26 protein-coding genes and 1 pseudogene are annotated in these 24,096 nt (G+C 38.4%); 10 read left to right on the top strand and 17 right to left on the bottom strand.

Features of this window, described 5'->3' with window-relative positions; translation table 11 throughout:
* Window positions 1-36: 36 nt before the first annotated feature.
* On the bottom strand, window positions 37-546 hold the full coding sequence (locus V7024_RS07155; protein WP_335517616.1) for a YwhD family protein: 510 nt from the start codon (window positions 544-546) through the stop codon (window positions 37-39).
* 16 nt (window positions 547-562) lie between these two features.
* Window positions 563-1,237, bottom strand: coding sequence for a site-2 protease family protein (locus V7024_RS07150; protein ID WP_335517613.1), 675 nt, complete (start codon window positions 1,235-1,237; stop codon window positions 563-565).
* 109 nt (window positions 1,238-1,346) lie between these two features.
* Between V7024_RS07150 and V7024_RS07145 the strand changes: the two genes are divergently transcribed.
* Window positions 1,347-1,535, top strand: a complete 189-nt coding sequence (locus V7024_RS07145) for a 2-hydroxymuconate tautomerase (RefSeq protein WP_020059749.1) — start codon at window positions 1,347-1,349, stop codon at window positions 1,533-1,535.
* Window positions 1,536-1,570: 35 nt separating this feature from the next.
* Here V7024_RS07145 and V7024_RS07140 read toward each other — a convergent pair whose 3' ends face one another.
* The 6 genes from V7024_RS07140 to V7024_RS07115 form a co-directional block, all read right to left on the bottom strand.
* Complete coding sequence (locus tag V7024_RS07140; RefSeq protein WP_335517608.1) at window positions 1,571-2,875, bottom strand: HD domain-containing protein; 1,305 nt, start codon at window positions 2,873-2,875, stop codon at window positions 1,571-1,573.
* Between the two features lie 138 nt (window positions 2,876-3,013).
* Entirely contained in the window at window positions 3,014-3,955 is a 942-nt protein-coding gene (locus V7024_RS07135) for an ABC transporter substrate-binding protein (RefSeq protein ID WP_335517605.1), read from the bottom strand.
* 166 nt (window positions 3,956-4,121) lie between these two features.
* Entirely contained in the window at window positions 4,122-4,913 is a 792-nt protein-coding gene (locus tag V7024_RS07130; protein ID WP_335517600.1) for an ABC transporter ATP-binding protein, read from the bottom strand.
* Between the two features lie 15 nt (window positions 4,914-4,928).
* Complete coding sequence (locus tag V7024_RS07125; protein ID WP_335517598.1) at window positions 4,929-5,945, bottom strand: FecCD family ABC transporter permease; 1,017 nt, start codon at window positions 5,943-5,945, stop codon at window positions 4,929-4,931.
* Entirely contained in the window at window positions 5,942-6,988 is a 1,047-nt protein-coding gene (locus tag V7024_RS07120; RefSeq protein ID WP_438824446.1) for a FecCD family ABC transporter permease, read from the bottom strand. Before V7024_RS07120 ends, V7024_RS07125 begins: the two co-directional genes overlap by 4 nt.
* 236 nt (window positions 6,989-7,224) lie before the next feature.
* On the bottom strand, window positions 7,225-7,449 hold the full coding sequence (locus V7024_RS07115; protein ID WP_020059743.1) for a DUF1450 domain-containing protein: 225 nt from the start codon (window positions 7,447-7,449) through the stop codon (window positions 7,225-7,227).
* A gap of 236 nt (window positions 7,450-7,685) precedes the next feature.
* Between V7024_RS07115 and V7024_RS07110 the strand changes: the two genes are divergently transcribed.
* Both V7024_RS07110 and V7024_RS07105 read left to right on the top strand, forming a co-directional pair.
* Entirely contained in the window at window positions 7,686-8,375 is a 690-nt protein-coding gene (locus tag V7024_RS07110) for an RsfA family transcriptional regulator (protein WP_335517592.1), read from the top strand.
* Window positions 8,376-9,034: 659 nt separating this feature from the next.
* Window positions 9,035-9,880: a lipoate--protein ligase family protein gene (locus V7024_RS07105; protein ID WP_335517589.1), complete on the top strand. Its 846-nt coding sequence runs from the start codon at window positions 9,035-9,037 to the stop codon at window positions 9,878-9,880.
* Between the two features lie 34 nt (window positions 9,881-9,914).
* Here the strand turns inward: V7024_RS07105 and pta are convergent, their stop codons facing one another.
* Window positions 9,915-10,886, bottom strand: coding sequence for a phosphate acetyltransferase (gene pta / locus V7024_RS07100; RefSeq protein WP_335517586.1), 972 nt, complete (start codon window positions 10,884-10,886; stop codon window positions 9,915-9,917).
* Between the two features lie 224 nt (window positions 10,887-11,110).
* Between pta and hemQ the strand changes: the two genes are divergently transcribed.
* From hemQ to gerQ, 4 genes are all read left to right on the top strand, one after another.
* Window positions 11,111-11,854: a hydrogen peroxide-dependent heme synthase gene (hemQ, locus tag V7024_RS07095; protein WP_335517583.1), complete on the top strand. Its 744-nt coding sequence runs from the start codon at window positions 11,111-11,113 to the stop codon at window positions 11,852-11,854.
* Window positions 11,855-12,022: 168 nt separating this feature from the next.
* Complete coding sequence (locus V7024_RS07090) at window positions 12,023-13,303, top strand: serine hydrolase (protein WP_335517580.1); 1,281 nt, start codon at window positions 12,023-12,025, stop codon at window positions 13,301-13,303.
* 389 nt (window positions 13,304-13,692) lie between these two features.
* Window positions 13,693-14,115, top strand: a complete 423-nt coding sequence (locus V7024_RS07085) for a cell wall hydrolase (RefSeq protein WP_335517578.1) — start codon at window positions 13,693-13,695, stop codon at window positions 14,113-14,115.
* Window positions 14,116-14,141: 26 nt separating this feature from the next.
* Window positions 14,142-14,558, top strand: coding sequence for a spore coat protein GerQ (gene gerQ, locus V7024_RS07080; protein ID WP_098914483.1), 417 nt, complete (start codon window positions 14,142-14,144; stop codon window positions 14,556-14,558).
* 161 nt (window positions 14,559-14,719) lie between these two features.
* Here the strand turns inward: gerQ and V7024_RS07075 are convergent, their stop codons facing one another.
* The 3 genes and pseudogenes from V7024_RS07075 to V7024_RS07065 form a co-directional block, all read right to left on the bottom strand.
* Window positions 14,720-15,088 carry a DUF423 domain-containing protein gene (locus V7024_RS07075; protein ID WP_335517574.1) on the bottom strand — a complete coding sequence of 123 codons (369 nt, stop codon included), beginning with the start codon at window positions 15,086-15,088 and terminating at the stop codon, window positions 14,720-14,722.
* A gap of 61 nt (window positions 15,089-15,149) precedes the next feature.
* Window positions 15,150-15,431 (bottom strand): YwdI family protein, encoded by a 282-nt coding sequence (locus V7024_RS07070; protein WP_098914481.1) that lies wholly within the window; start codon window positions 15,429-15,431, stop codon window positions 15,150-15,152.
* Between the two features lie 92 nt (window positions 15,432-15,523).
* Window positions 15,524-15,811 (bottom strand): annotated as a pseudogene (locus V7024_RS07065) (potassium channel family protein); the annotation flags it as partial.
* A gap of 98 nt (window positions 15,812-15,909) precedes the next feature.
* Between V7024_RS07065 and V7024_RS07060 the strand changes: the two are divergent.
* The 3 genes from V7024_RS07060 (at window position 15,910) to V7024_RS07050 (ending at window position 18,913) form a co-directional block, all read left to right on the top strand.
* Window positions 15,910-17,217, top strand: coding sequence for a purine/pyrimidine permease (locus V7024_RS07060; RefSeq protein WP_335517571.1), 1,308 nt, complete (start codon window positions 15,910-15,912; stop codon window positions 17,215-17,217).
* A 174-nt stretch (window positions 17,218-17,391) separates the two neighbouring features.
* The gene (locus V7024_RS07055; protein WP_335517568.1) at window positions 17,392-18,213 is read left to right on the top strand and encodes a Cof-type HAD-IIB family hydrolase; all 822 of its coding nucleotides are present in this window, start codon (window positions 17,392-17,394) and stop codon (window positions 18,211-18,213) included.
* A 403-nt stretch (window positions 18,214-18,616) separates the two neighbouring features.
* On the top strand, window positions 18,617-18,913 hold the full coding sequence (locus tag V7024_RS07050) for a DUF3817 domain-containing protein (protein WP_335517565.1): 297 nt from the start codon (window positions 18,617-18,619) through the stop codon (window positions 18,911-18,913).
* A 293-nt stretch (window positions 18,914-19,206) separates the two neighbouring features.
* Here V7024_RS07050 and V7024_RS07045 read toward each other — a convergent pair whose 3' ends face one another.
* The 5 genes from V7024_RS07045 to V7024_RS07025 form a co-directional block, all read right to left on the bottom strand.
* Window positions 19,207-19,899, bottom strand: coding sequence for a uracil-DNA glycosylase (locus tag V7024_RS07045; protein WP_335517562.1), 693 nt, complete (start codon window positions 19,897-19,899; stop codon window positions 19,207-19,209).
* Between the two features lie 19 nt (window positions 19,900-19,918).
* Window positions 19,919-20,911, bottom strand: a complete 993-nt coding sequence (locus V7024_RS07040) for an ABC transporter permease (RefSeq protein WP_335517558.1) — start codon at window positions 20,909-20,911, stop codon at window positions 19,919-19,921.
* Window positions 20,904-21,821, bottom strand: a complete 918-nt coding sequence (locus V7024_RS07035; RefSeq protein ID WP_335517556.1) for an ABC transporter ATP-binding protein — start codon at window positions 21,819-21,821, stop codon at window positions 20,904-20,906. Before V7024_RS07035 ends, V7024_RS07040 begins: the two co-directional genes overlap by 8 nt.
* Complete coding sequence (locus V7024_RS07030) at window positions 21,818-22,627, bottom strand: SGNH/GDSL hydrolase family protein (RefSeq protein ID WP_335517553.1); 810 nt, start codon at window positions 22,625-22,627, stop codon at window positions 21,818-21,820. The genes V7024_RS07035 and V7024_RS07030 overlap by 4 nt, the downstream gene beginning before the upstream one ends.
* A gap of 110 nt (window positions 22,628-22,737) precedes the next feature.
* Window positions 22,738-23,715, bottom strand: a complete 978-nt coding sequence (locus tag V7024_RS07025) for a LacI family DNA-binding transcriptional regulator (protein WP_335517550.1) — start codon at window positions 23,713-23,715, stop codon at window positions 22,738-22,740.
* Window positions 23,716-24,096 lie beyond the last annotated feature (381 nt).

The raw sequence follows: 24,096 nt of genomic DNA, 5'->3' as shown, positions 1-24,096 counted from the left end.
CAACAAAAACCCCTTTCAACAAGAAAGGGGGGCCTATCATTCTCCTAACAATTCACTACGTAATTTCTCACTAGAGGAATTCCATAGCTCTTCATTATGCTCTTTCAAGAATGTTCCGAGCACTTTTTTAGAAGGTTCATCCATATGATCAACCATAATGTAACGCTTTAATGATTTATCCATTTTATTTACATGTTCAGGAAGTGATTTATAGCCGCGGCGAATTTCACGATTTACTGTCATTTCACATGCAGTTACACCTGCATAATATGCGCTTTTTGCTGTGCGCTCAATTGTTACCCAAACGAGCCAGTATGGTTTTGCATTTGGTACTTCTTCTTTATTGATTAAAAATTTAATTCCTTTTTCAACAGCACTGCGAGCATGCATAGCTCCAACGTCCACAACTGCCGTTCCTTCTGTTACATCAATAATAACAGGAGAAATATTTTCAAGACTTAATGCGCCGACCCCAAAGCCGCCGTGTCCATCTGTAGAGTCATTTTTAATAATATTAAAACCGATTTGTTTCTTTTTCTCTGTCATAGGAAAACCTCCCCTTCTAATACAATCCAAATAATGGTCCAATTATACTATGCAACATACTTAAAACATTCGGAATGACAACTTGAAATATTGGTTGAATCGTATAGCGATCTAACGGTGTAATAACAAGAATTAATAAAAGAATCGCACCGTATTTCTCATATTGTGTCATTTTTGCACGTATATTGCTTGGCGCTAAATCTTCCAAAACACGATAACCGTCTAGCGGCGGGATTGGTAGTAAATTAAAAACAAATAGAACGATATTAATCCCGATAAAAATTTGAAAGAACTGAAATAGTGTCTCCCCTACTGCTACTGGGACGGCCTCAATCACTCCAAATTTCAACAAACCATACCAAGCGGCAAGTCCGAAAGCCCCTAATAATAAATTACTAATCGGTCCCGCAATCGAAACGCAAATCCCCGCAAGGCGCGGGCGCTTAAAGTTATATGGGTTTACCGGTACAGGGCGCGCCCATCCAAAACCAATAAACAAGAATGCGATCGCACCAATCGGATCGATATGAGAAAGGGGTGATATTGTTAAACGCCCTTGATTTTTCGCCGTTAAATCTCCAAATTTATAAGCAACATATGCATGTGCAAACTCATGTACAGAGAGTGCCATTGCAACTGCAAGAGCTAACAACGGTAACTCATGCAATGGGTATCTAAAGAAATTATCCATACTTCATCTCCTTCTTCATTATCCAAACAAAAAATCTTTCATTTTCTGATTGTTCTTTTCAAGAATCCGTTATAATAGTACTGTAATCTACATAAAAGGAGCGATACATATGCCATACGTAACAGTGAAAATGTTAGAAGGCCGTACAGAAGAGCAAAAGAAAGCCCTTGCTGAAAAAGTAACAGCTGCAGTAAGTGAAACTACTGGTGCTCCAGAAGAAAAAATCGTTGTATTCATTGAAGAAATGTCTAAAAATCATTACGCACTTGGTGGAAAACGCTTAAGCGACCAAGAGTAATCATTGCTATAAGAGAAGCAGCACAGCTGCTTCTCTTACTCTTTTCCTTCTAATAAACGAATAATTTTTTCTTTTACTTTTCCTTTTCGTCCATCTTCATACAGTAAATCATGCGGATAGAATAGCTTCTGATCTGTTCTTTTTTTACCTGTAATTGCTTCCACAATGTCCGACTCACGAGACAATTCGCGCAGCTCTCCATTTGGCATAAGCAGTAAAATCGGCAAGCGTTCTTCCTCTTCACCTGCACGGTAAAAGTCATACGGCAAATCCGACGTAGAATCTACTACTAAATAATATTCTGGATCAAGCCCAATCTTCTTAAATAAACTATTTAATTCTACCCAATTGTTTAATCCATGCTTTTCCGTAAAATCAACGCACTTGAACAAGTTACGGTTCATAAAACGGCGGCATAAATCACTTAAAATAGCATCCTCTTCTTCTTGCCATACTTGGAAGTAATAATACATGACATTCTCGTCTAACTTTAAATAATCCTCTATCGTTACTTCTCCTTCAAATAAAGAATAGAAATGAACGGGATGATATTTAAATGTATAGTACTGTTCATGCAACGCTTTCGCCCTGTGCAAAATTTTCGTTAAAATCACTTCAGCACTACGCGTGACTGGATGAAAATATACTTGCCAGTACATTTGATAACGGCTCATAATATAATGCTCAACAGCATGCATCCCGCTATATTTAATCACAACTTGATTATTAAATGGACGCATTACCCGTAATATTCGTTCCATATCAAAGTTTCCATATTTCACACCTGTGAAATACGCATCTCGTAATAAATAGTCCATACGATCTGCGTCAATTTGGCTAGAAATCATACTAATCGCTAATTTGTTAGTAGAAGTTTTCGCAATGACATCTGCTACTTTTTGCGGAAACTCACGATCAACACGGCTTAACACCTCGTGAATTTCTGTGTCACCGACAATAATTGCTTGTGTAAATTTTTCATGGTTCAATTCAAAGACTTTTTCAAATGAATGAGAAAAAGGACCGTGCCCTACATCGTGAAGAAGTGCTGCACATAAGCACAACAAACGATCTTCAGCATTCCAATCCGGTCTTCCATCAAACACATCATCAATCATGCGGCGAATAATTTCATAGACACCTAGTGAATGAGTAAAGCGACTATGCTCCGCACCGTGAAATGTAAAAAATGTCGTCCCTAGCTGCTTAATGCGACGCAGACGTTGAAACTCTTTCGTGCCGATTAAATCCCAAATTACGCGATCGCGCACATGCACATATTTATGCACTGGGTCTTTAAACACTTTCGTTTCATTTAATTTATCGCTTACATATGCCATTAAAATTCACCGCCCTCCATTATACGTTCTTACTCCTATTATAAACGAAAGGCGAAACAGAAAGAAATGAAAGACTGTATATTACTGCATAAAAAGAAAATCACCATCAAAAAACGAAGGTGATTTTCTCTATTATTATTATTTTCCTAAAATAAACGTAGATAGTTCGTCTAATAACATCTCTTTACCAAGTGGGAAGTATCCTTTATTTAAATCTTCATTTTTAATCATATACACGCGGTTGTTTTTTACAGCGTTCATATTCTTCCAGATGGTTTCTTGTTGAAATTCTTTTAGACGCTGGTTACCGTCACCTGTTGTGAATACAAATAAGAAGTCTGGATTGTAATCAATTAATGCTTCTTTTTGTAATTGTACTAACGGCTTATCTGCTGGTGTACCATTAACTGCTGGTAATTTTAAATCTTTAAATAGAACACTACCGTATCCATAATCACCGTACACACGGAATGCATTCGGATATGCAGCCATTACCATGAATTTTGCATCGCCAGTTTTGGCAACGATTTGGTCATGTAACTTGTTTGCCTTTTCATCGTATTTCTTTAACCATGCAGCTGTTTCTTGTTCTTTATCAAAGATTTTACCTACTTCTTCAAACTTCGGACGCCATTGATCTAATGGAGTACTTAACATGACTGTTGGTGCAATTTTAGATAACTGATCATAAATTTTTTCTTGACGATTGTTTACTAAAATTAAATCTGGTTTTGCAGCGGCTACTGCCTCGATGTTAATTTTATCTCCCCAAGCAGAACCAACTGGTTGTACGCCTTTTAATTTATCTGCAATATGTGAATCAATTTTTTCTTGCGTCGTATTTGCCGTAATAACCGGCTTCATTCCTAAAATTAACAACTCTTCTGTTGACCCACTTAAGTCCGCAATTTTCTTTGGATTTGCAGGAATTTTAATTTCCCCTTTTGCATGTTTGACAACACGCTCTTCACTTTTTGCGTCTGCTTTCTTTTCTTCTTTCTTATCAGAAGAACATGCAGCAAATAATACAGAAGTAATCGCTAATACGAAAACTAGTAGGGTAGCTTTGAATTTCTTCATATTTTCCTCTCCTTATCCGTTGTAGTGAAAGTGCTACAAGAGCTCTCAACAAAACAACCATATATAAAGAATTATAGAATTTTAAATTTTTCCCGTTCTAGCGGGCAGTAAACCTTAGGCTTTATCGTCAGCAATTTACTGCCCGCTAGAACAACATTAAGCCCGTCTACGCACTTGTCATTAAGTCATAAGTAAGACAAATTGGTTTGCCACCAACAGGACACGGAACCATTTGCGCTTCGATTTCAAACACTTCGCGAAGCGTTTCAGATGTCATGACTTCATCTGGCGTTCCTTGCTTCATTAAACTTCCATCTTTTAACGCAATCATATGATCAGAAAAACGAGAAGCGTGATTTAGATCATGAATAACCATCACAATTGTTCTTCCTTCTTCTTCATTTAACTTTTTTAATAAGTTCAGCACTTCAAGTTGATGTGCCATATCAAGGTATGTTGTTGGCTCATCTAGTACAAGCAAGTCCGTTCCTTGTGCTAGTGCCATCGCGATCCAAACACGTTGACGCTGCCCGCCTGACAGCGCCTCCGCTGGACGATTAGCAAATTCATTCATACCAGTCACATCAAGCGCCCAGCGAATGTAGCGATAGTCTTCTTCTGATAACGTGCCGAACCCTTTTTGATGTGGGAAACGCCCATATGAAACAAGTTCAAATACGGTAAGACCTGTTGGCACTTCTGCTGTTTGCGGCAAAATTGCCATCTTTTTCGCAATTTCCTTCGTCGGCTGTTTCTCAATTGCTTTTCCATCCAAATAAACAGTACCTCGTTTTGTTTTTAAAATACGCGATGCTGTTTTCAGAAGCGTAGATTTCCCGCATCCATTTGGGCCAATGATGGTCGTAATTTTTCCTTCCGGTATTTCAACAGATAACCCATCAATAATTAAATTTTCACTATATCCAACAGATATCGACTCAACTGATAAAGATGGCATACAGACCCGTCTCCCTTATCTTGTTTTTATAAGTAAATAAATGAAATACGGCGCGCCAATTACTGAAATAACAAGACCGACCGGTATTTCTGATGTTGTAAGTAAGCTGCGCGAAAGAAGATCAGAAAACAATAGCAATAATGTTCCGATTAGCGCAGCAGTTGGCAGCATAATTTGATATTTCCCGCCTACTAAACGGCGGGCAAGATGTGGTGCCATTAATCCAATAAAACTAATCCCCCATGCAACTGCAACAGATGCACCAGCTAAGCAAACAGCGATAAATAATAGCTTACGGCGTTCTTTCTCAACGTTCAGACCGAGCCCCGTTGCCGCCGCATCTCCTAAATTCATTACATTTAAAACGTGCGCTTTCATAAAAGCAACTGGTAAGAAAATAAGCATCCACGGCAGCACACTTAATACAAACTTCCAATCTGTCCCCCATAAGCTTCCCGATAACCAGATCGTAGCAAAACGGAAATCATTCGCTGTCATTTTCATCGAGAACACTAAACTCACAGCACTGAACCCAGCTGCTACCACAATCCCAACGAGAACTAACCGAACCGGCGAAACACCGTCTTTCCAAGCAAGTGCATAGATGATGACCGCCGCTACTATTGCACCAACTAAAGCAAAAAACGGTAGAATGAATACAGATAAAAACGAAGTCATCGTTACTTTTCCAAAGAAGAAATAAACAAAGATGACAACTGACAATCCCGCTCCGGCATTAATGCCAATAATTCCTGGGTCGGCAAGTGGATTTCGTGATAATCCTTGCATAATTGCACCGGATACCGCTAAAGCTGATCCGACTAAAAGAGCAACAATCATTCGCGGCATCCGAAAATCCAATAAAATCGTTGTTTGATCTTCTGCACCAAGACCAACGAGCGTTTTCAGCACCTCAACTGGTGAAATTTTAAACGTACCTGTATGTAAGCTCATTAAACATACGATGCAAATTAACAGACCAATACTAGATAAAACTGAGATGTTTTTTCTCGTTAACATTCCTTGCCTCACATTTTCCCTCTCCCTTCTTTACGTGCTAAGTAGAGGAAGAATGGTACACCAACCATCGCTGTTACAGCGCCAATTGGCGTTTCAAACGGCGGATTTATAATACGTGAGATCATATCAGCACACTCAATAAGTAATCCCCCTAAAACTGCAGAGCATGGGATTACCCAGCGATAATCTGACCCCACAAGAAAACGTGTTAAATGCGGAATAACAAGACCAACAAATCCAACAGACCCAGCCATGGAAACAGCACTACCTGTTAGCACAAGTACAAGAATTGTTCCAATAAACTTAATGAGCTTCGTATTTTGTCCAAGGCCAATGGCAATTTCTTCACCAAAACTTAAAATCGTAATGTACCTCGCTAGCATAATCGCAATAATAAGACAAACAAGACCCACTGGCAGTAACATATTTAAACTCGTCCATTTCACACCAGCAACGCCGCCTGCATGCCACATACTAACTTCTTGCGCTAGATTAAAATATAAGGCAATCCCAGATGAAATTGCGCCTAGTAAGGCACTAATTGCTGCACCAGATAACGCTAACTTAATTGGTGTTAATCCGCCCGGAGACGCTGCTCCAATTCCGTATACAATACTTGCACCAAATGCTGCACCGATAAAAGAAGCAATTACAAACATTACATATGGCGAGTTTGGAAAGAATGCAAACATGATTGCGATGCCAAATACCGCTCCATCTGTAATCCCCATAAGTGATGGAGATGCAAGTGGGTTTCGCATCATCCCTTGCATAATTGCACCAGATACTGCTAAAAACGCCCCTACAGCTGCTCCTCCAATTGCCCTTGGAAGACGCAATTCTTGAATCACACTATGATATGTAGTAGATGCATCAAACTGAAATACAGCTTGCCATACTGTTTTCAAACTAATATCAGCAGCACCAAATGAAATAGAAACTGCCATACTTAAAGCTAATAAAGCAGTTCCAATGATTAAAATCATCACGGCGATAAGCGGACGGCTTTTTATCTCTTTTCTGTCTACCGATTCTTCTTCGTAAACCTTTCTCATACTCACTTCCATCTACAACATCCTAACTTTCAATATGTATAACAAGAAAATGAAATTCATTCTCATTAAGAGGCAAAAAAAGAAAATCAAGAATATAACTTGATTTTTGATAATGATTCTCAATATCGTTCTCTTTTATTCTACAAACGCAAACTGAAATTTGTCAACCACTAATTTTGTTATATAAAACTTTGTTACATTTCACAAAACAAAAAAAGATACAGCATCGTATCTTTTTACTTGTTTAACTTTGCTTCAATTTTTTGAATTAGCTCATCTTCATTTGGCGCTGCAACTGGACGATTATTTACAAATGCAAATGATTTTTTACGACCAGGACCGCAATATGATTGACAACCAATTTGAATATCTGCACATTCATCTATTTTCTTTAAACGCGGTACTAACGTCTTAATATTCGTTGCCTGACAATCATCACACACACGAAATTCGTTTCCCATTGTATATAACACTTCCTCTATTTGAAACTTTTCTCAAGTACATATAACAATAAACACTAAATGGTATTTTACCTTTCTTTTCGATGTGATGCAAGTTTTCTTCCTGCAAGAAACAAGTGGCATATAAACATATTTTCACTCAAAATCTACCATAATTTTGGCAGCTTTGTATAAAAGTAATTCATTTTGTCCATTCTAAAAATAAGATATTGATAAAAAGAAAGGGAGATGAATCTATGAAAGTAAGACAAGATGCTTGGACTGAAGAAGATGATTTACTTCTTGCTGAAACCGTTTTACGTCACGTCCGCGAAGGAAGTACACAATTAAATGCCTTTGAAGAAGTTGGTGATAAATTAAATCGCACCTCAGCAGCTTGCGGCTTCCGCTGGAATGCTGTCGTACGCTATAGTTACGATCAAGCATTACAACTTGCGAAAAAACATCGCAAAGATAAAATGCGTGCAAATGGGGGCGAGCAAACAAAAAAACGCCTTTTATATACACCGCCAATTTCATCTACTGCATCAGTTAACGAAAATATTAGTATCGAGATTGAGCAACCTGTTCAACCCGTTCAACCTATTCAAACTACGCAAGCAATGCCAACAAATTCTTCCATTGCGATGCATGACGTTATCCATTTTCTACAATCTCTCGGAACTTCTAATGTAAAAGTATCCGCACTCGAAAGAGAGAATGAGAGATTGAAACAAGACCTTGCTGAGTATATGCGAAGAAATGCTGAACTAGAAAAGAAAGTAGAAAAATTAGAACAGCAATCAACAACCGTTCAAGAAGATTACGAGACGCTCATGAAAATTATGAACCGTGCACGTAAATTGGCATTAATGGACGATGAAGAGCGTACACAAACATCATTTCGCATGGATCGAAACGGAAATTTAGAAAAGATTGCAGAATAAAAAGGATGCTATCATAGCATCCTTTTTATTTTGACTTTTTAACGCATAAGCCACCGCTAACCAAAACAAAAAGTGCACCCCACTCCCTTTCTCTCTTTGGTTTAATCCTGGCACGTGACAGAAAAGGGCACTGACCGCTCCTGTGCATGGCCAGGCCCTCTCGCCCTCCCAAAAGAAAAGGGCTTTTATGTCCGTTTTTATAAAATCACTCTCAACTATATATATCCACCTTAGCTTTTCAACTTATAAATCACCACTAACCAAAACAAAAAGTGATCCCCACTCGTTTTCTCTCTTTGTTTTAATACATAGCACGTGGCAGAAAAGGGCACTGACCACTCCTATACATGGCCAGTTCCTCTCGCCCTCCCAAAAGAAAAGGGCTTTTTTTTCCGTTTTTATAAAATCACTCTCAACTATATATATCCACCTTAGCTTTTCAACTTATAAATCACCGCTAACCAAAACAAAAAGTGATCCCCACTCGTTTCTCTCTTTGTTTTAATACATAGCACGTGGCAGAAAAGGGCACTGACCGCTCCTATGCACGGCCAGTTCCTCTCGCCCTCCTAAAAAAGGGGCCTTTTTGTCCGTTTTTATAGAATCACTCTTTTTTGCTATAATAAATATTGTCATTTTATAGATAAGGGGTTATTTACATGAGCGATTCTCGTTCGATTTTATCTCAGCCAGAGTGGCGCATTGTTGATCAATCAAGCTTAGGTCCACAATTTCACGCGCTGCAGTCTTTCGCAATGGATGATACGTTATGTACAACCGTTGGCAACGGTACATCTGCTGCAACAATGCGCTCTTGGGTTCATCACAATACAGTTGTTCTTGGCATTCAAGATTCTCGTCTTCCTCATTTACAGGAAGGGATTTCTTTTTTAAAACAGAAGAATTTCAATGTTATTGTTCGTAATTCAGGTGGTCTTGCAGTCGTACTTGATGAAGGGGTTTTAAATGTATCACTTCTATTTCAAGAAACAGAAAAGGGAATTGATATAGACCTTGGATACGATACAATGTGGCATTTAATCAAAGAAATGTTAAAGGATTACGATGTCGATATCGTGGCAAAAGAGATTGTTGGCTCTTATTGCCCTGGTAGCTATGACTTAAGCATTCGCGATCAAAAATTCGCAGGTATTTCACAGCGCCGCATTCGCGGAGGTGTAGCTGTACAAATTTACTTATGCCTTGCAGGAAGTGGCTCCGAACGTGCGGCACTTGTTCGTGATTTTTACAACTTAGCAATTCAAGGTGAAGAAACTAGATTTACGTATCCTGAAATTGTACCAAGTACAATGGCTTCACTATCTGAACTACTTGGTGAAGAAATTACTGTACAAGATTTAATGATGCGCCTTTTACAAACATTACAACGTTTTACGCCGCAATTAACGCCGTCACAGCTGACAGTAGATGAAGTACCGCTATATGAACATCACTTACAACGCATAATTGACCGCAATAATAAAGCACTTGTATTAGAAAAGTAAAAAAGCCCTGCAAATGCAGGGCTTTTTTTCATCATTATAGTGCTTGTGCTGCTGTAATTAAAGCAAGCTTGTACACTTCTTCTTCGTTACAACCGCGAGATAAATCATTTACTGGCATGTTTAAGCCTTGTAAGATTGGTCCCACTGCTTCGAAGTTACCTAAACGTTGTGCAATTTTGTAGCCGATATTACCAGCCTCTAAGCTTGGGAATACGAATACGTTAGCGTCACCTTTAATAACAGAACCTGGTGCTTTCTTTTCTGCTACAGATGGTACAAATGCAGCGTCAAATTGGAACTCACCGTCTAATGTTAATTCAGGAGCCATTTCTTTTGCGATGCGAGTTGCTTCTACAACTTTCTCTGTTTCTGGAGATTTCGCAGAACCTTTTGTAGAGAAGCTTAACATTGCAACGCGTGGGTCAATACCGAATAATTCAGCAGTTTTTGCACTTTCAATACCAATTTCAGCTAAATCTTGGCTGTTTGGTGCAATGTTGATTGCGCAGTCAGCGAATACGTACTTCTCATCGCCACGTACCATGATAAATACGCCAGAAGTTTTTGTAACGCCTGGTTTTGTTTTAATGATTTGAAGTGCTGGACGAACTGTATCAGCTGTAGAATGAGCTGCACCGCTTACTAAGCCTTGTGCTTTTCCCATGTATACAAGCATCGTACCGAAATAGTTTTCGTCTTTTAAGATTTCACGAGCAGCTTCTTCTGTTGCTTTACCTTTACGGCGTTCAACGAAAGATGCTACCATTGCATCCATTTCTTCGTATGTAGCTGGGTCATAAATATCAACACCTGCTAATGTTAAGTTCATGCTAGCAGCTTTCGCGCTAATTTCTTCCTTATTACCAACTAAGATTGGTTTTACTAATTCTTCTTTTGCTAAACGCTCTGCAGCGCCTAAAATTCTTTCATCAGTACCTTCAGGAAGTACGATAGAAATGCCTTTACCTTGAACTTTTACTTTTACTGTTGTAAATAAATCGCTCATCAATAATCCTCCTACGAATTCAAATCCATATTTAAGAATACCGCTTTTTATCTCTATTTTAAACTTATTGCTTCTAAAAAATTGATAAAATAAAAATGATTATATTTTCCCAAAATTCCGCCAGAAAATGTGACAATTTTGTGCGCCTAAGACTAAGGTACATGCTTTTTCATCTATATATGATATAGTTAACGTGTAAAACTTGACTATTCGAGGTGAATCTAATGAGTGAAGCAGCAAAAACGTTAGATGGTTGGTATTGTTTACACGATTTCCGTTCTATGGACTGGGCAGCATGGAAAACATTGTCTAGTGATGAACGTCAGCAAGCAATGTTCGAATTTTTAAACATCGTTGAAAAATGGAATAAAACAGAAACTGCAAAACAAGGTAGCCATGCCCTATATACAATCGTTGGACAAAAGGCTGATATTATGTTCATGATTTTACGTCCAACAATGGAAGAATTAAATGAAATTGAAGCCGAATTCAATAAAACAACATTAGCAGAGTATATGCTTCCTGCATACTCTTACGTATCTGTTGTGGAGCTAAGTAACTATCTTCCTGCTGAAGAAGATCCATATCAAAATCCACAAATTCTTGCGCGTCTATACCCAACGTTGCCAAAAGCAAACCACGTTTGTTTCTATCCAATGGACAAACGTCGTCAAGGCGAAGACAACTGGTACATGTTACCGATGGAAGATCGCAAAAAATTAATGTATAGCCACGGAAAAATTGGCCGTCAATATGCAGGAAAAGTACGTCAAATCATTACTGGTTCTGTAGGCTTTGACGATTATGAATGGGGCGTAACATTATTTGCCGATGATGTTCTTCAATTTAAGAAACTTATATACGAAATGCGCTTTGATGAAGTAAGTGCACGCTACGGTGAGTTTGGAACATTCTTTGTTGGAAACATTTTACCAAGCGAAAAAGTCGCAAAATTTTTACACGTATAACAGCAAAAAAAGGGCGGAAATTGCCCTTTTTTTGCTGTCTTATATAATAGGAACCTCTAATAAAATAGAAAAATTATCTAGTTTGCTTACAAAATTGTAATCTTTCCATATTCAAACTCATGTTAGAATAGTACAAGCTACATGCTAATAACGATGCGAAGGTGATAATTGATTATGAGGAAAATGTTATCTATTTTATTAGGGCTTACACTCATGTTTTCTTTCATAGGAGCAACTCCCTCTTATGCGAAAGAAGACATACATATTGAAGCCGCTGCTGCTATTCTGTTTGATGCAGATACAGGAAAAATACTACACGAGCAAAACCCCGATGAATTACTTGCAATTGCTAGTATGTCAAAACTCATGGTTATATACTCCGTTTTAGAAGCCATTAAAGAAGGGAAAATCACCTGGGATACAAAAGTGAATATCTCTGATTATGCTTACGAGATTTCCCGTAACAACGAATTTTCCAACGTTCCATTTGAAAAGGGACGACAATATACAGTTAAAGAATTATATCATTCTATTATTGTCTTCTCAGCAAACGGATCAAGTGTTGCACTTGCCGAACTTCTTGCAGGAAGTGAAAAGAACTTCTTAAATCTTGCAAATGAACATGCCAAAAAACTAGGGTTAAAGAAATATAAATTTGTAAATGCTACAGGTTTAAATAACGCTGATTTAAAAGGAAAGCATCCGGAAGGAACAGATCCAAACGGTGAAAACTCTTTATCAGCTAGAGACATGGCAATCTTATCTAGAACAATTATGACAAAATATCCAGAGATATTGGCAGATACAAAACAAAGGTTCAGAAACTTCCCAGATAATCATCCACGCCCAATTCGTATGGAAAACTGGAACTGGATGTTACCAGGCGCTGCATTTGCATATGAAGGAACAGACGGCTTAAAAACAGGAAGTTCTGATTCAGCTGGGTATTGCTTTACCATTACAGCCAAACGCGGTGATTTACGCCTAATCTCCGTTATTATTAAAACAAAATCAATGGATGAGCGTTTTATAGAATCTCGCGCATTAATGGAGTATGGTTTTAAGAACTTTGAAAAACAGAAGTTGAAAATAGATAAAAATAATACGATTCCTGTCGTAAAAGGAAAAGAAGATACGGTAGCTGTGACACCTGAAAAAGAGATAACGGTAGTCACCAAAAAAGGAAGTAAACCTCCTTACAAAATTTCCTATGAAGCAAACAAATCAATGTCCGAAGATGGAAGCTTAGTTGCACCTGTGAAAAAGGATGCCAAAGTAGGCTCACTTGTTTTAGAATCTACTGATCAATATGGTTTCCTTGATGGAAGTAAACAAATGAAATTCGATGTGAAAACAACGCAGGAAGTAGACAAAGCAAATTGGTTCGTATTGACGATGCGATCCATTGGAGACTTCTTCTCTAATATGTGGAATAAATTATTTGAATAATAAAAAGCTAGCAAAATCGCTAGCTTTTTATTATTCAATTCTCTCTCAGAATAACCCTTACTTCTTGTGAGTAGTGATATAAATCCATTTTAATTTTTCAATATATAAGTCCCTGCTATGCAGCAAGAAAATGTCCGCTACTTGCTTTCGCCCTTTGTTTTAAACGTTGCATGTGGCAGGAAAAGGCCCTGACCGCCTCTATGCATGGCCAGATGCTCTCGCCCCCTAAAAAAAGGGGGTTTTATTCTAGTTTTTCAACTAATATCTATAGAGATACATATTAAAACATGGTTTGGTTGTCATATCCGCCCCCCTTTTTTCATACTTATGAATTAGTAATTGTTCTACACTTCCTTTTCTCTAGCAGAGTAATAAAAGAGGTGAAACAGATGGCTGTTATTCCCTATACAGAAGAACATGTAAAACTACTTGCCAGGTTAATGCGGGCAGAAGCAGAAGGAGAAGGACCTAAAGGAATGCTGATGGTTGGAAATGTCGGCGTCAATCGCGTAAAAGGGAATTGCTTAGACTTTAAAAAGATCCGAAACCTTCGTCAAATGGTATTTCAAAGTCCTGGTGGATTTGAGGCTACACAAAAAGGTTACTTCTATCAGCGTGCCCGTGAAAGTGATATCGCTCTGGCAAGACGTACGATTCAAGGGGAACGATTCTGGCCCGCTAATTTTTCGTTATGGTTTTTTAGGCCAGGAGGTGAATGTCCGCCAACTTGGTTTAATCAAGAAAACTCTGGTCGTTTTAAAAACCATTGCTTTTTCCAACCAAGTGCTGGAGACTGTCCAAGTGTGTATTAGTGAACTGAAAAGAGGAGGGATTTCGTATGGCACAGCAACAAAACCCATACTATGGGGGAGGATTTTATCAACCATCTGGCGGATATATGCAACCGCAGCCAGGACAACAAGGACAACAAATGCCAACGCCGCAAGCTGCGCAAGCACAACTTGCCGTTTCTCAAGGGATGCTTCCACTTGAGCAATCATATATTGAAAATATCCTTCGTTTAAACAAAGGAAAAACAGCGACTATATTCATGACATATGAGCGCGGCAGCACACTTGGTACACAATCCTATACAGGTGTCATTGAAGCTGCAGGACGCGATCATATCATTCTAAGTGAACCTAAGTCCGGAAAACGTTATTTACTGCTTATGATTTATCTTGATTATGTAGAATTTCCAGGAGAAATCATCTACTTCCCCACACAACAACCAGCAACTTACCCTCCAAGATAATAAAAAAAAGCTGGCAAATGCCAGCTTTTGTTTTATTTCTACCCCGCCCAAACAGCTGGTAAGAGGTTAAGCAAAGAAGTAAGGTACAAACCATCTGTAAGAGCCCGATTGGTTCAACTAACCTTTTGGAAAAAAAGCGTTTCCCAAGAGGACGTTTCACTTTATAAACCTTTTACAACCGCAGTCCCCAGCAAAATCCAGCCTACAATAAATGCTACGCCGCCAAGCGGAGTGATTGGACCAAAAAATTTTATACCTGTTGTACTTAATGCGTATAGACTTCCAGAGAACATCACAATACCTGCTACCATACACCAACCTGCTGCGCTTACAAGAGAAGATTGAATCTTATCCATTAATAAAGCAACAACAAACAATCCACCTGCATGGAACATTTGATACGTAACACCTGTTTTCCACACATCTAACATTTTCGCTGATATTTTCCCTTCAAGCCCATGTGCTCCAAATGCTCCAAGTGCAACAGCTAATGGTGCTGCAATACAACCTAATAAGAAGAAAATTTTCATTGGAATTCCCCTTTTTATTTAATAATAAAAAATTTCCGCGCACAATCCAACTATTTAGCGTCTAAAAATCCAAAAGAGAGCTTCCGTTTGCATCATCTTCTTTCACATATACAGGCTCTCCTGAAAACGAAGCAATTGGTTGAACAGGCATTTGCGGCGCTATAACGTTTGCTTGTAATTTTGGTTCAACATATACAGAAGCTTCTGGCTGTTCTTCAAGTAATAGATCACATAACGCACGAACAACTAAAAGATGTTCTTTTGCTTTATGTGATTCACTCCCCTTCGCTTTTGCAATTTCACTTGCCATTTTATTTAAAATCTTATCGCTAGATATTTGCATGCTTTCTCACCTCATCTATTGTAATTCTTTCTCAAATTGCTCCAATTTCTCTACCGGACCAAATACTATTATCATATCATGTTCTGCAAATTTTTCCGCATGGCCTGAAATAAATTTCCTTCAATAATCATAGCCGCCACTACCCCAATCGCATACGTCACGATACCAACACCGATTGGAATGATTAAAAGCGCAAAAATCTTTCCTGCTTTCGTTAATGGAACGGCATCTCCATACCCAACTGTTAATACAGTAATCATCGTCATCCAAAATGCTTGAAACAGACTAATCCCTTCTATCATCATAAACCCAATTTTTCCAATAATTACTATAAAACACATACATATAATTGCAATGCTCAATTGTTTACGCGCACTCATAATATTCTTTCAGCTCTTTTCTCTCTATTCAATCTTTGCCACAACAAATCAAATACATATATACTAGAAATGGAATACAAGAAAGAGGTTGATATATAATGAAAACATTTCTTTCTGCCCTGCAATGGGCATTATTTATTTTAGCTGGCAGCCTAATCGTTCCAATTAGTGTCGCCGCTAACTATGGATTAGAAGGTTCAGAAGCGATCGCTTTTGTCCAACGAACATTATTTGTTCTTGGATTTGCAGGTATTTTACAAGCTTCTTTTGGCCATCGCTTACCCATTCAAGAAGGGCCTGCTGGACTTTGGTGGGGTATCTTTTCCTTGTATGCAAGCCTAGGCGTTGTATTATTTGGCTCAAGTAGTGAAACGCTTCGCGTACTGCAATATTCCTTCTTATTAAGTGGTCTCATCTGCATTCTTCTTAGTATATTTGGACTTATTGATAAACTTGTCCGCTATTTTACACCAACTGTTATTGGAACCTACCTATTTTTACTCGTTGCACAGCTAAGCGGATCATTTTTAAAAGGCATGTTTGGACTTAACGGACAGCATACAGCTGTTCAAGGGAAAGTTTTTATTCTTTCTCTTATCATTATTTTTCTATCTTTCTTTGTTACGAAGCTACCTGTGATTGGTCAATATTCTGTACTGTGCAGTATTGTAATTGGGTGGATTTTATTTGCATGTTTCGGTCTATCAAATCCCATCACACCTATATCAGACATGATCCGAATGCCATCCATCTTCGTATTTGGTACACCTCGCTTAGAATGGAATATGGTTATTACCGTTCTCTTTGTTACGTTATTACTACTAACTAACATGTTAGCAAGTATTCGCGTTGTTCAACAAGTAGTTTCGAAATACGAAACTACTGCCGTGCAAAATCGATTTAAGCAAGCAGGAATTATAACCGGTATTAATCAACTTCTTGGCGGTCTGTTTTCAGCAATTGGACCTGTCGCTATTTCTGGATCAGCAGGTTTCATTGCGACAACGAATATTTACAAACGATTACCGTTTATTCTTGGTTCATCCTTTATTATTCTTATGAGCTTATTTCCAAAGGTTACTTCATTCATCGCAGCCATTCCAGTAGCTGTCGGCTATGCAGCGATTTATCCGGTCTTCGCCAGTATGATTGGGCTGGCTTTTCGAGAATATGAAACTGTGAAAGATAAAGAACGCTTATTTAAAGTTGCAGGCCTCGCTCTCTTTACCGGAATTGGCGTCATGTTCATCCCATCAGAGGCCTTTTCTTCACTGCCGCCATTCCTAGCATCTTTCTTAAGCAACGGCCTTGTACTCGGCTCTGTAATGGCAATTATACTAGAAATATTATTCTCTCGTTCAACAGACAAACAAGAGGTTCGCCCATCCAATCGACACAAAACGTAAACAAAATTGCAAACTTCAAGCGTTGCAGTCTATTTTAAGAATTGTTACGATAATAGAAACATATATGGGCAAGTAAAATATGCTTGCTCATATATACATTCATGTAGAATCGATTCCATCTTCAAAGAGGTTCGATGCCTTACGATTTATTTCATAATAGGAAGGATTATTCAAATGTCTTATAAAATGATTGTACTAGATTTAGATGATACATTACTGCGCGATGACCATACGATTTCACCACGTACGAAAGAAGCCTTAATGAACGCCCAAGAGCGCGGTGTAAAAGTTGTACTAGCCTCTGGTCGTCCAACATTTGCGATGTGGCCAATTGCAAAAGAACTAAAGTTAGAAGAATACGGCAGCTTCATTTTATCGTTTAACGGCGCAAAAATTATTAACTGTAAAACAAACGAAGAGTTATTTAGCAGCACATTATCACCTGAAATTGTTCATAATTTATATAAAACAAGCCAAAACGAAGATGTTTGGATTCATACGTACATTGGCGATGAGATTGTGACAGAGGAAAATAATGAATATACAGAAGTTGAAGCTTATATTACAGGTATGCCAGTTATAGAGGTTAATAATTTTGTAAGTGCAGTGAAAGAACCTGTTGTGAAAGTATTAATGATGAAAGCACCTGAACGTCTTGCAGAAGTTGAAAAGAAATTACAACAAGAATTTGAAGGACAATTAAGTGTTATGCGTTCTAAGCCGTTCTTCTTAGAATTTACAGAGTATGGTGTAACAAAAGGAACGAGCTTACACCAACTTATCCAAAAACTCGGTATTACACGTGAAGAAGTGATTGCGATGGGCGATAGCTATAATGACCAGGCTATGATTGAATTTGCTGGCCTTGGCGTTGCAATGGGCAATGCACCGGACGATATTAAAGCCATTGCAAATCATATAACAGACACAAACATGAATGATGGTGTTGCAAAAGTCGTAGAACAATTTGTTTTGAACAGCGAAGTGCTAGTATAGAACAGTTTTCACGTTGAAGAGAATCAATCATTCATAAAATCGCGCCCGAGTCAAATACTTAGGCGCGATTTATTATTTATATGCATGAGCCTGTGAAGATATTTCGAACTTTACACTATTCTCATAGTGTAAAGTTTATTTTTGATTATAATGGAATTAACTATATATCCATTTTAATTTTCCGACATATAAGTTTCTGCTATACAAAGTACAACATGATCGCTATCTGGCATGTGGCAGAAAAAGGTCCTGACCGCTTCTATGCATGGCCAGATGCTCTCGCCCGCCTAAAAAAGAGGGTTTTTATGTCGATTGTTTAATTTGTATTTATATAGGCTATTTTATTTACAAAAAGAATACAAATTTACCATATACAAGCTTACATAATGAAGGAGGCCATTTTATGTTATCAACACCGATTGGACGTTTAAGAGTCATTGGAGTACTAGAAGGGATTTCTTTTCTAATCCTTCTATTCATTGCAATGCCGCTGAAGTATTTTGCAGATTTTCCGAAAGCTGTTACTGTAACGGGTATGGCACACGGTGTCCTGTTTATACTATTCATCTTCGCCGTTATTCAAGTAACGACGATTCATAATAAGTCAAAATCATGGGCGTTTGGTGCACTTGTTGCATCTGTTATTCCATTTGGTACGTTCGTACTAGATGCAAAATTAAAACAAGAAGAAAATAAATAGACCGCTATCTATGTAGCGGTCTATTTCTATCTGAGATCTTCATTTATATAAATCAATTTTAACTACTCAGCCATACATTTCATTTAGAAGTTTGGTAAGGAATATAATTCCAGCAAAAATACACCCCTTATTACCTATAATTGCTGCCATGAAGATAAAAATGGACCTACACCTCGCTGCCTTTCTTTGTTTTCAAACTTTGCGCGTGGCAGGAAAAGGCCCTGACCGCTTCTATGCACGGTCAGTTGCTCTGGTCTCCTCCCTAAAAAGAAAGAGGTTTTTATGTCGGTTTTTTAATTTGAATATATAGAGGGATTCGGAATTTGCCAATCCATTTCCCGTTCTCCATTATTCACCAAGAAATGATTTATTTTTGAAAATGGTTTGCTGCCAAAGAATCCTCGGCGTGCTGATAATGGACTTGGATGAACAGATTCAATAATATGATGATTAGGATTTGTAATAAGTTTTTTCTTCGTCTGTGCAGGGCGTCCCCATAATACAAAGATAACTGGTTTTTCCCGTTCATTTAACAACTCAATAATACGATCCGTGAAAACTTCCCACCCTTTTCCTTTGTGAGAATTAGCCTCTCCTTGCCGCACCGTTAATACAGTGTTTAGTAAAAGCACACCTTGCTCTGCCCATTTTACTAAATAACCGTTATTCGGGACTTCGTAGCCAAGATCATCCTGCAGCTCTTTGTACATATTTTGCAGTGACGGTGGCGTACGTACGCCCGGTTGCACCGAAAAACTTAACCCATGCGCTTGATTTGGCCCGTGATATGGATCTTGTCCTAAAATAAGGACTTTCGTATCTTGATAGCTTGTATAACGCAAAGCATTAAAAACATCCTCCTGCTTTGGATACACAACATGTGTACGATACTCCTCTGTTAAAAATGATTGTAATTGTTGGTAGTATGGTTTTTCAAATTCAGGTGCTAGTAGCGGCGCCCAATCATTCTTTAGTATTTGTTCCATTCTGTCACTTCCTATCGTATTAATTCACCATGTCTTGTTTTGTAAATACTACAAAAGCGATCATGAGCGATACAACTGCCCATATCGTGAGATTGAGTAATGAAAAACTCATCGATAATCCTTGCAACGCTGGTAACTGTCCTGATAAATAATCCGTTAACGATAAATTGACACTAAAAATATATTTTGCACCTTCCCAGGACGTGGCAAAGTTATTTAAGATACCTCCAGCAATTAACGCTGCCAGCATAACTCCCATACCAGCTGGTGTGTTGCGAATCAGTACGGAAACCATAAATGAGATGGTGCCAACAACAATTGCTACAAACCAAGCAAGTCCGTAAGCCATAACAATGTATTGCCACTGCGGAATAAGATGAACAAAACTTGTATTTAACGTATCTTTCTCGGTTACAAAACCTGTCAGCACCGGCAAATCCCATCCAGCATAACCAAATACAATACCTGAAAACACATAAGAAAGAACTAGGACAAGCAATAAAATGAGTGAAATAAACAAGACCATCGTTACATATTTACTTAAAAGAATTTTCCAACGCCGAATCGGCCGCGTAAGGAGCATTTTCATCGTTCCATCGCTCCGTTCTCCCGAGACGATATCAATTGCTACAATCATAATAAGAAGCGGGATAAACAGCGTAATTCCTTGTTCAATAAACATACGTACAAATGTCGGTGCGCCCGGCGCACTTGGATTAATATTATGATCTAAATAATATTGTTGCTGCTGCACTCTTACCTTTAACCAAGATTTCCATTCTTCAGGAAGGCGCGAATTATTTAAACGGTTTTGTGAATCAACGATTTGCTGCTGCAGTGATACCTTCCAATCGTTCGTACCAAGACGCTTTATGGTCGTCTGCACTTCTCGGTACTGTGCATAAACAAAAATCGGAATTAAAATCGCCAAAATGAGCATGACTACTACAATACGTTTCTTTCGATATATTTTCTCTGCCTCATTATAGACGAGGTTCGCAAATTCACGCATGTTGCTCCCCCTTTGTCAGTTCCATAAATAGATCTTCCAATGTAAATACAACTTGTTTTACACTATGAACATCTACAGCGTGCTCAACTAACTGCTTATTATAAAAACTTACTCGCTCTTGACTCATGCGGCATAATAGTCGTCCTTCTTCTACGACAAGTTCTGTCACTTCATCCGACTCTTCAAGCAATGCTTTCGCTTTATCTAGCGGCGTCACAACCCACTCCACGCGGTCGCTTGCTTGTTTCACTAACTCTTCAACTCTTGCGACCGTAATTACTTTTCCTTTATTAATAATCGCGACGCGGTCACAAATCATTTGTACTTCGCTTAATAAATGACTAGAAATGAATACGCTCATGTTTTCTTCTTTCACAAGTGTATGTACAAATTCACGAAGTTCTCGAATACCAGCTGGGTCGAGGCCATTTGTCGGTTCATCTAATATAAGAAGTTTCGGACTACCAAGAAGAGCTTGTGCAATCCCAAGGCGTTGCTTCATCCCAAGTGAGTATGTTTTCACTTTATCGTGAATACGTTCATCAAGATGTACCATTTTGGCAATTTCCATAATTCGTTCATCGGAAATCCCGCCTAGCATACGAGCAAATTGCTTTAAATTTTCAAATCCCGTTAAATATGTATACAATTCAGGGTTTTCAACAATGCTACCAATTTGCCGCATCGCACTGCGAAAATTTTCTTTTATGTCATATCCACCAATCAAAATGGTTCCCTCTGTTGCTGCAATGAGACCAACAAGCATCCGAATCGTCGTTGTCTTCCCCGCTCCGTTTGGGCCTAAAAATCCAAATACTTCTCCTTGCTGTATATCAAATGATACATCTTCAACGAGCGTTTTTTTCTTAATAACCTTCTTTAAATTCCGGACAGATAGAACTGTCGTCATTTTTTCTCACCTCCAGCTAGTTCTAACTGACTAACAACGTTTTGTAATAAACGATCTGCTATCAATGTATAACCGGTTTCATTCGGATGGAAGTGATCAGAATATAATAAATCCTTACCACGGTTTTGGAACATATCAAATGTTGGGACAACATATACGTTTGAATAACTAAGCGCAAGCTTTTCTAATGATCCATTCCAATCGACAACAATCGGAGACGAGCCTTTTAACTCTTCTACATCTTCAAATGGATTGTACAAGCCAATCCAAAAAATCGGACTGTTTGGATTTAAACTCCTCAATTGTTCCAAAATTTTCTTCGCATTAGCTTGAAATGTTTCGGTATCTGGACGATATGTCGTTAAATCAAGGTTTCCAAGTGATTCCCACCCTGGAAATAAATCATTTCCGCCAATTGTCAAAACAAGCACATCAGCTTGCTTAATTGCATACCCGGTACCGCTGCTTTCCATTTGTTTTAATAAATCCGGCATTTTCGCACCACTCACCGCCAAGTTTGTGAGCGCTACCTTTTGTTTGTATTTTGTTTGCAATTCATTCTTCATCCGTCCAACATATCCAATACCTTCTTTATCTCCAACACCGCGTGTTAACGAATCACCTAAGCTAACAATTTGCAGTGTTTCCTTTTGTTGTTTCCCTTTTGCTTCCTTTTGCACGGTAGGAGTTAGCTTAGAAGTTTTCGGATTTAGAACATCACTCACACTAGTAATAAATCCGTATGCCAATAAACAAAAAGAAGCTAGTGCAACGAATAAAATAACTTTCACAAATTTCGGTCTCATGCTACCCCCCCTTATAGATTGACCATATTATACCAAACGGGATTTTGAAAAGCGATTTTCCTCCTCTTATAAAAAAGCACAATCATTTTAATTAAGATTGTGCTTTTCGTTTATGTTGTCATTCTTTCCGTTAACTTCGCAAATAACTCAATTCGTTTTACTTCTGCTTTCTTATTCATAATTTGGTCGTGCAAAATGGTAAATGCACCTGCACCAACTTCCACACTTGAATGCGCAATGGTTGTAATATCTAATATTTCTGCAACTTGCTGATCATCGCACCCAATAATTGTGAGATCCTCTGGAATGGAAAGACCGTTTTTTTGAGCAGCAGTTACAATACCAGCTGCAATATGATTACAAGATACGAGAAGAGCCGTTGGACGCTCTTTCATATGAAGTAACGATTGAACAATACGAGTCCCATCCTCTATCGTGAAACAGTCTACAAATTGCCACTCTTCTCGCGGCGTAACGTGAATAGATGATAAAGCATCTGCGTAAGCTCTTTTTCGATTTTGGCTATTAAAACTATTACTTCGTCCAATGCAGTAACCGATTCGTGTGTGTCCCTTTTCTATTAAATATTCCATTCCTAAAGCAAACGTTTTGTAGTGATCAATATGAATACTAGAAATTGTACTGGATATCGTATCTTCACACGTCACAACCGGGCCAAATGTTGCGTATTTTTCGATTTCCTGACAATCATTGATTTTCGAACATATAATGACCCCGTCTAACTTTTTCATCTTTAGCATATTCAAAACTTCAATCTCTTTATCAACGTTATAACCCGTTTGACAGAGCATCATATTGTAATTATGTTTTGCAGCCTCTCTTGAAATCCCCTCTATAATGGCGCTGTAATACTGATTATTGACGAACGGGAGAAGCACACCAATCGCATTCGTTCTTCCACGTACTAAATGAATTGCATTTGAATTTTGCGTGTAATTTAACTTTTCAATAATGGCTAATATCTCTTTTCGTTTCTGTTCATTTACATAAGGATGATTATTTAAAACGCGAGAAACAGTAGAAATTGAGACCCCTGCCATTTCTGCGATTTTTTTTATATTCGGCATCATACAAGCTCCCTTCTCCCTACATATTACTGCATACAAAAAAATTTAGAAATGTCCCCCTTGACCTGGTAAGCTTTCCACATTATATCCTGTGCTAGCAGACTATATATCCATTTTAACTTTTCGACATATAAATCACGGCTATGCCAAATACAACATGACCGCTACTTGCTTTCTCCTTTTGTTTTAAACCTTGCATGTGGTAGGAAAAGGCCCTGACCGTTTCTATGTGCGGCCAGATGCTCTCGTCCACCTAAAAAGAAAGGGGCTTTTATCCCGCATTAACGGGCAGTAATACTCCCACCTCAAAATTCAGCGAAAGCATTGTCCAGCTCTAGCGGCTAGAATCTCCGGTCGTTTCGCCCCCTCGGACGAGGCAAA

This window comes from Bacillus sp. JJ864 (genome assembly GCF_036963045.1).
Classification (GTDB): Bacteria; Bacillota; Bacilli; order Bacillales; family Bacillaceae_G; genus Bacillus_A; species Bacillus_A pseudomycoides_C.
The sequence above is the reverse complement of the archived record's forward strand: the minus strand, read 5'-3'. Positions and strand labels throughout refer to the sequence as shown.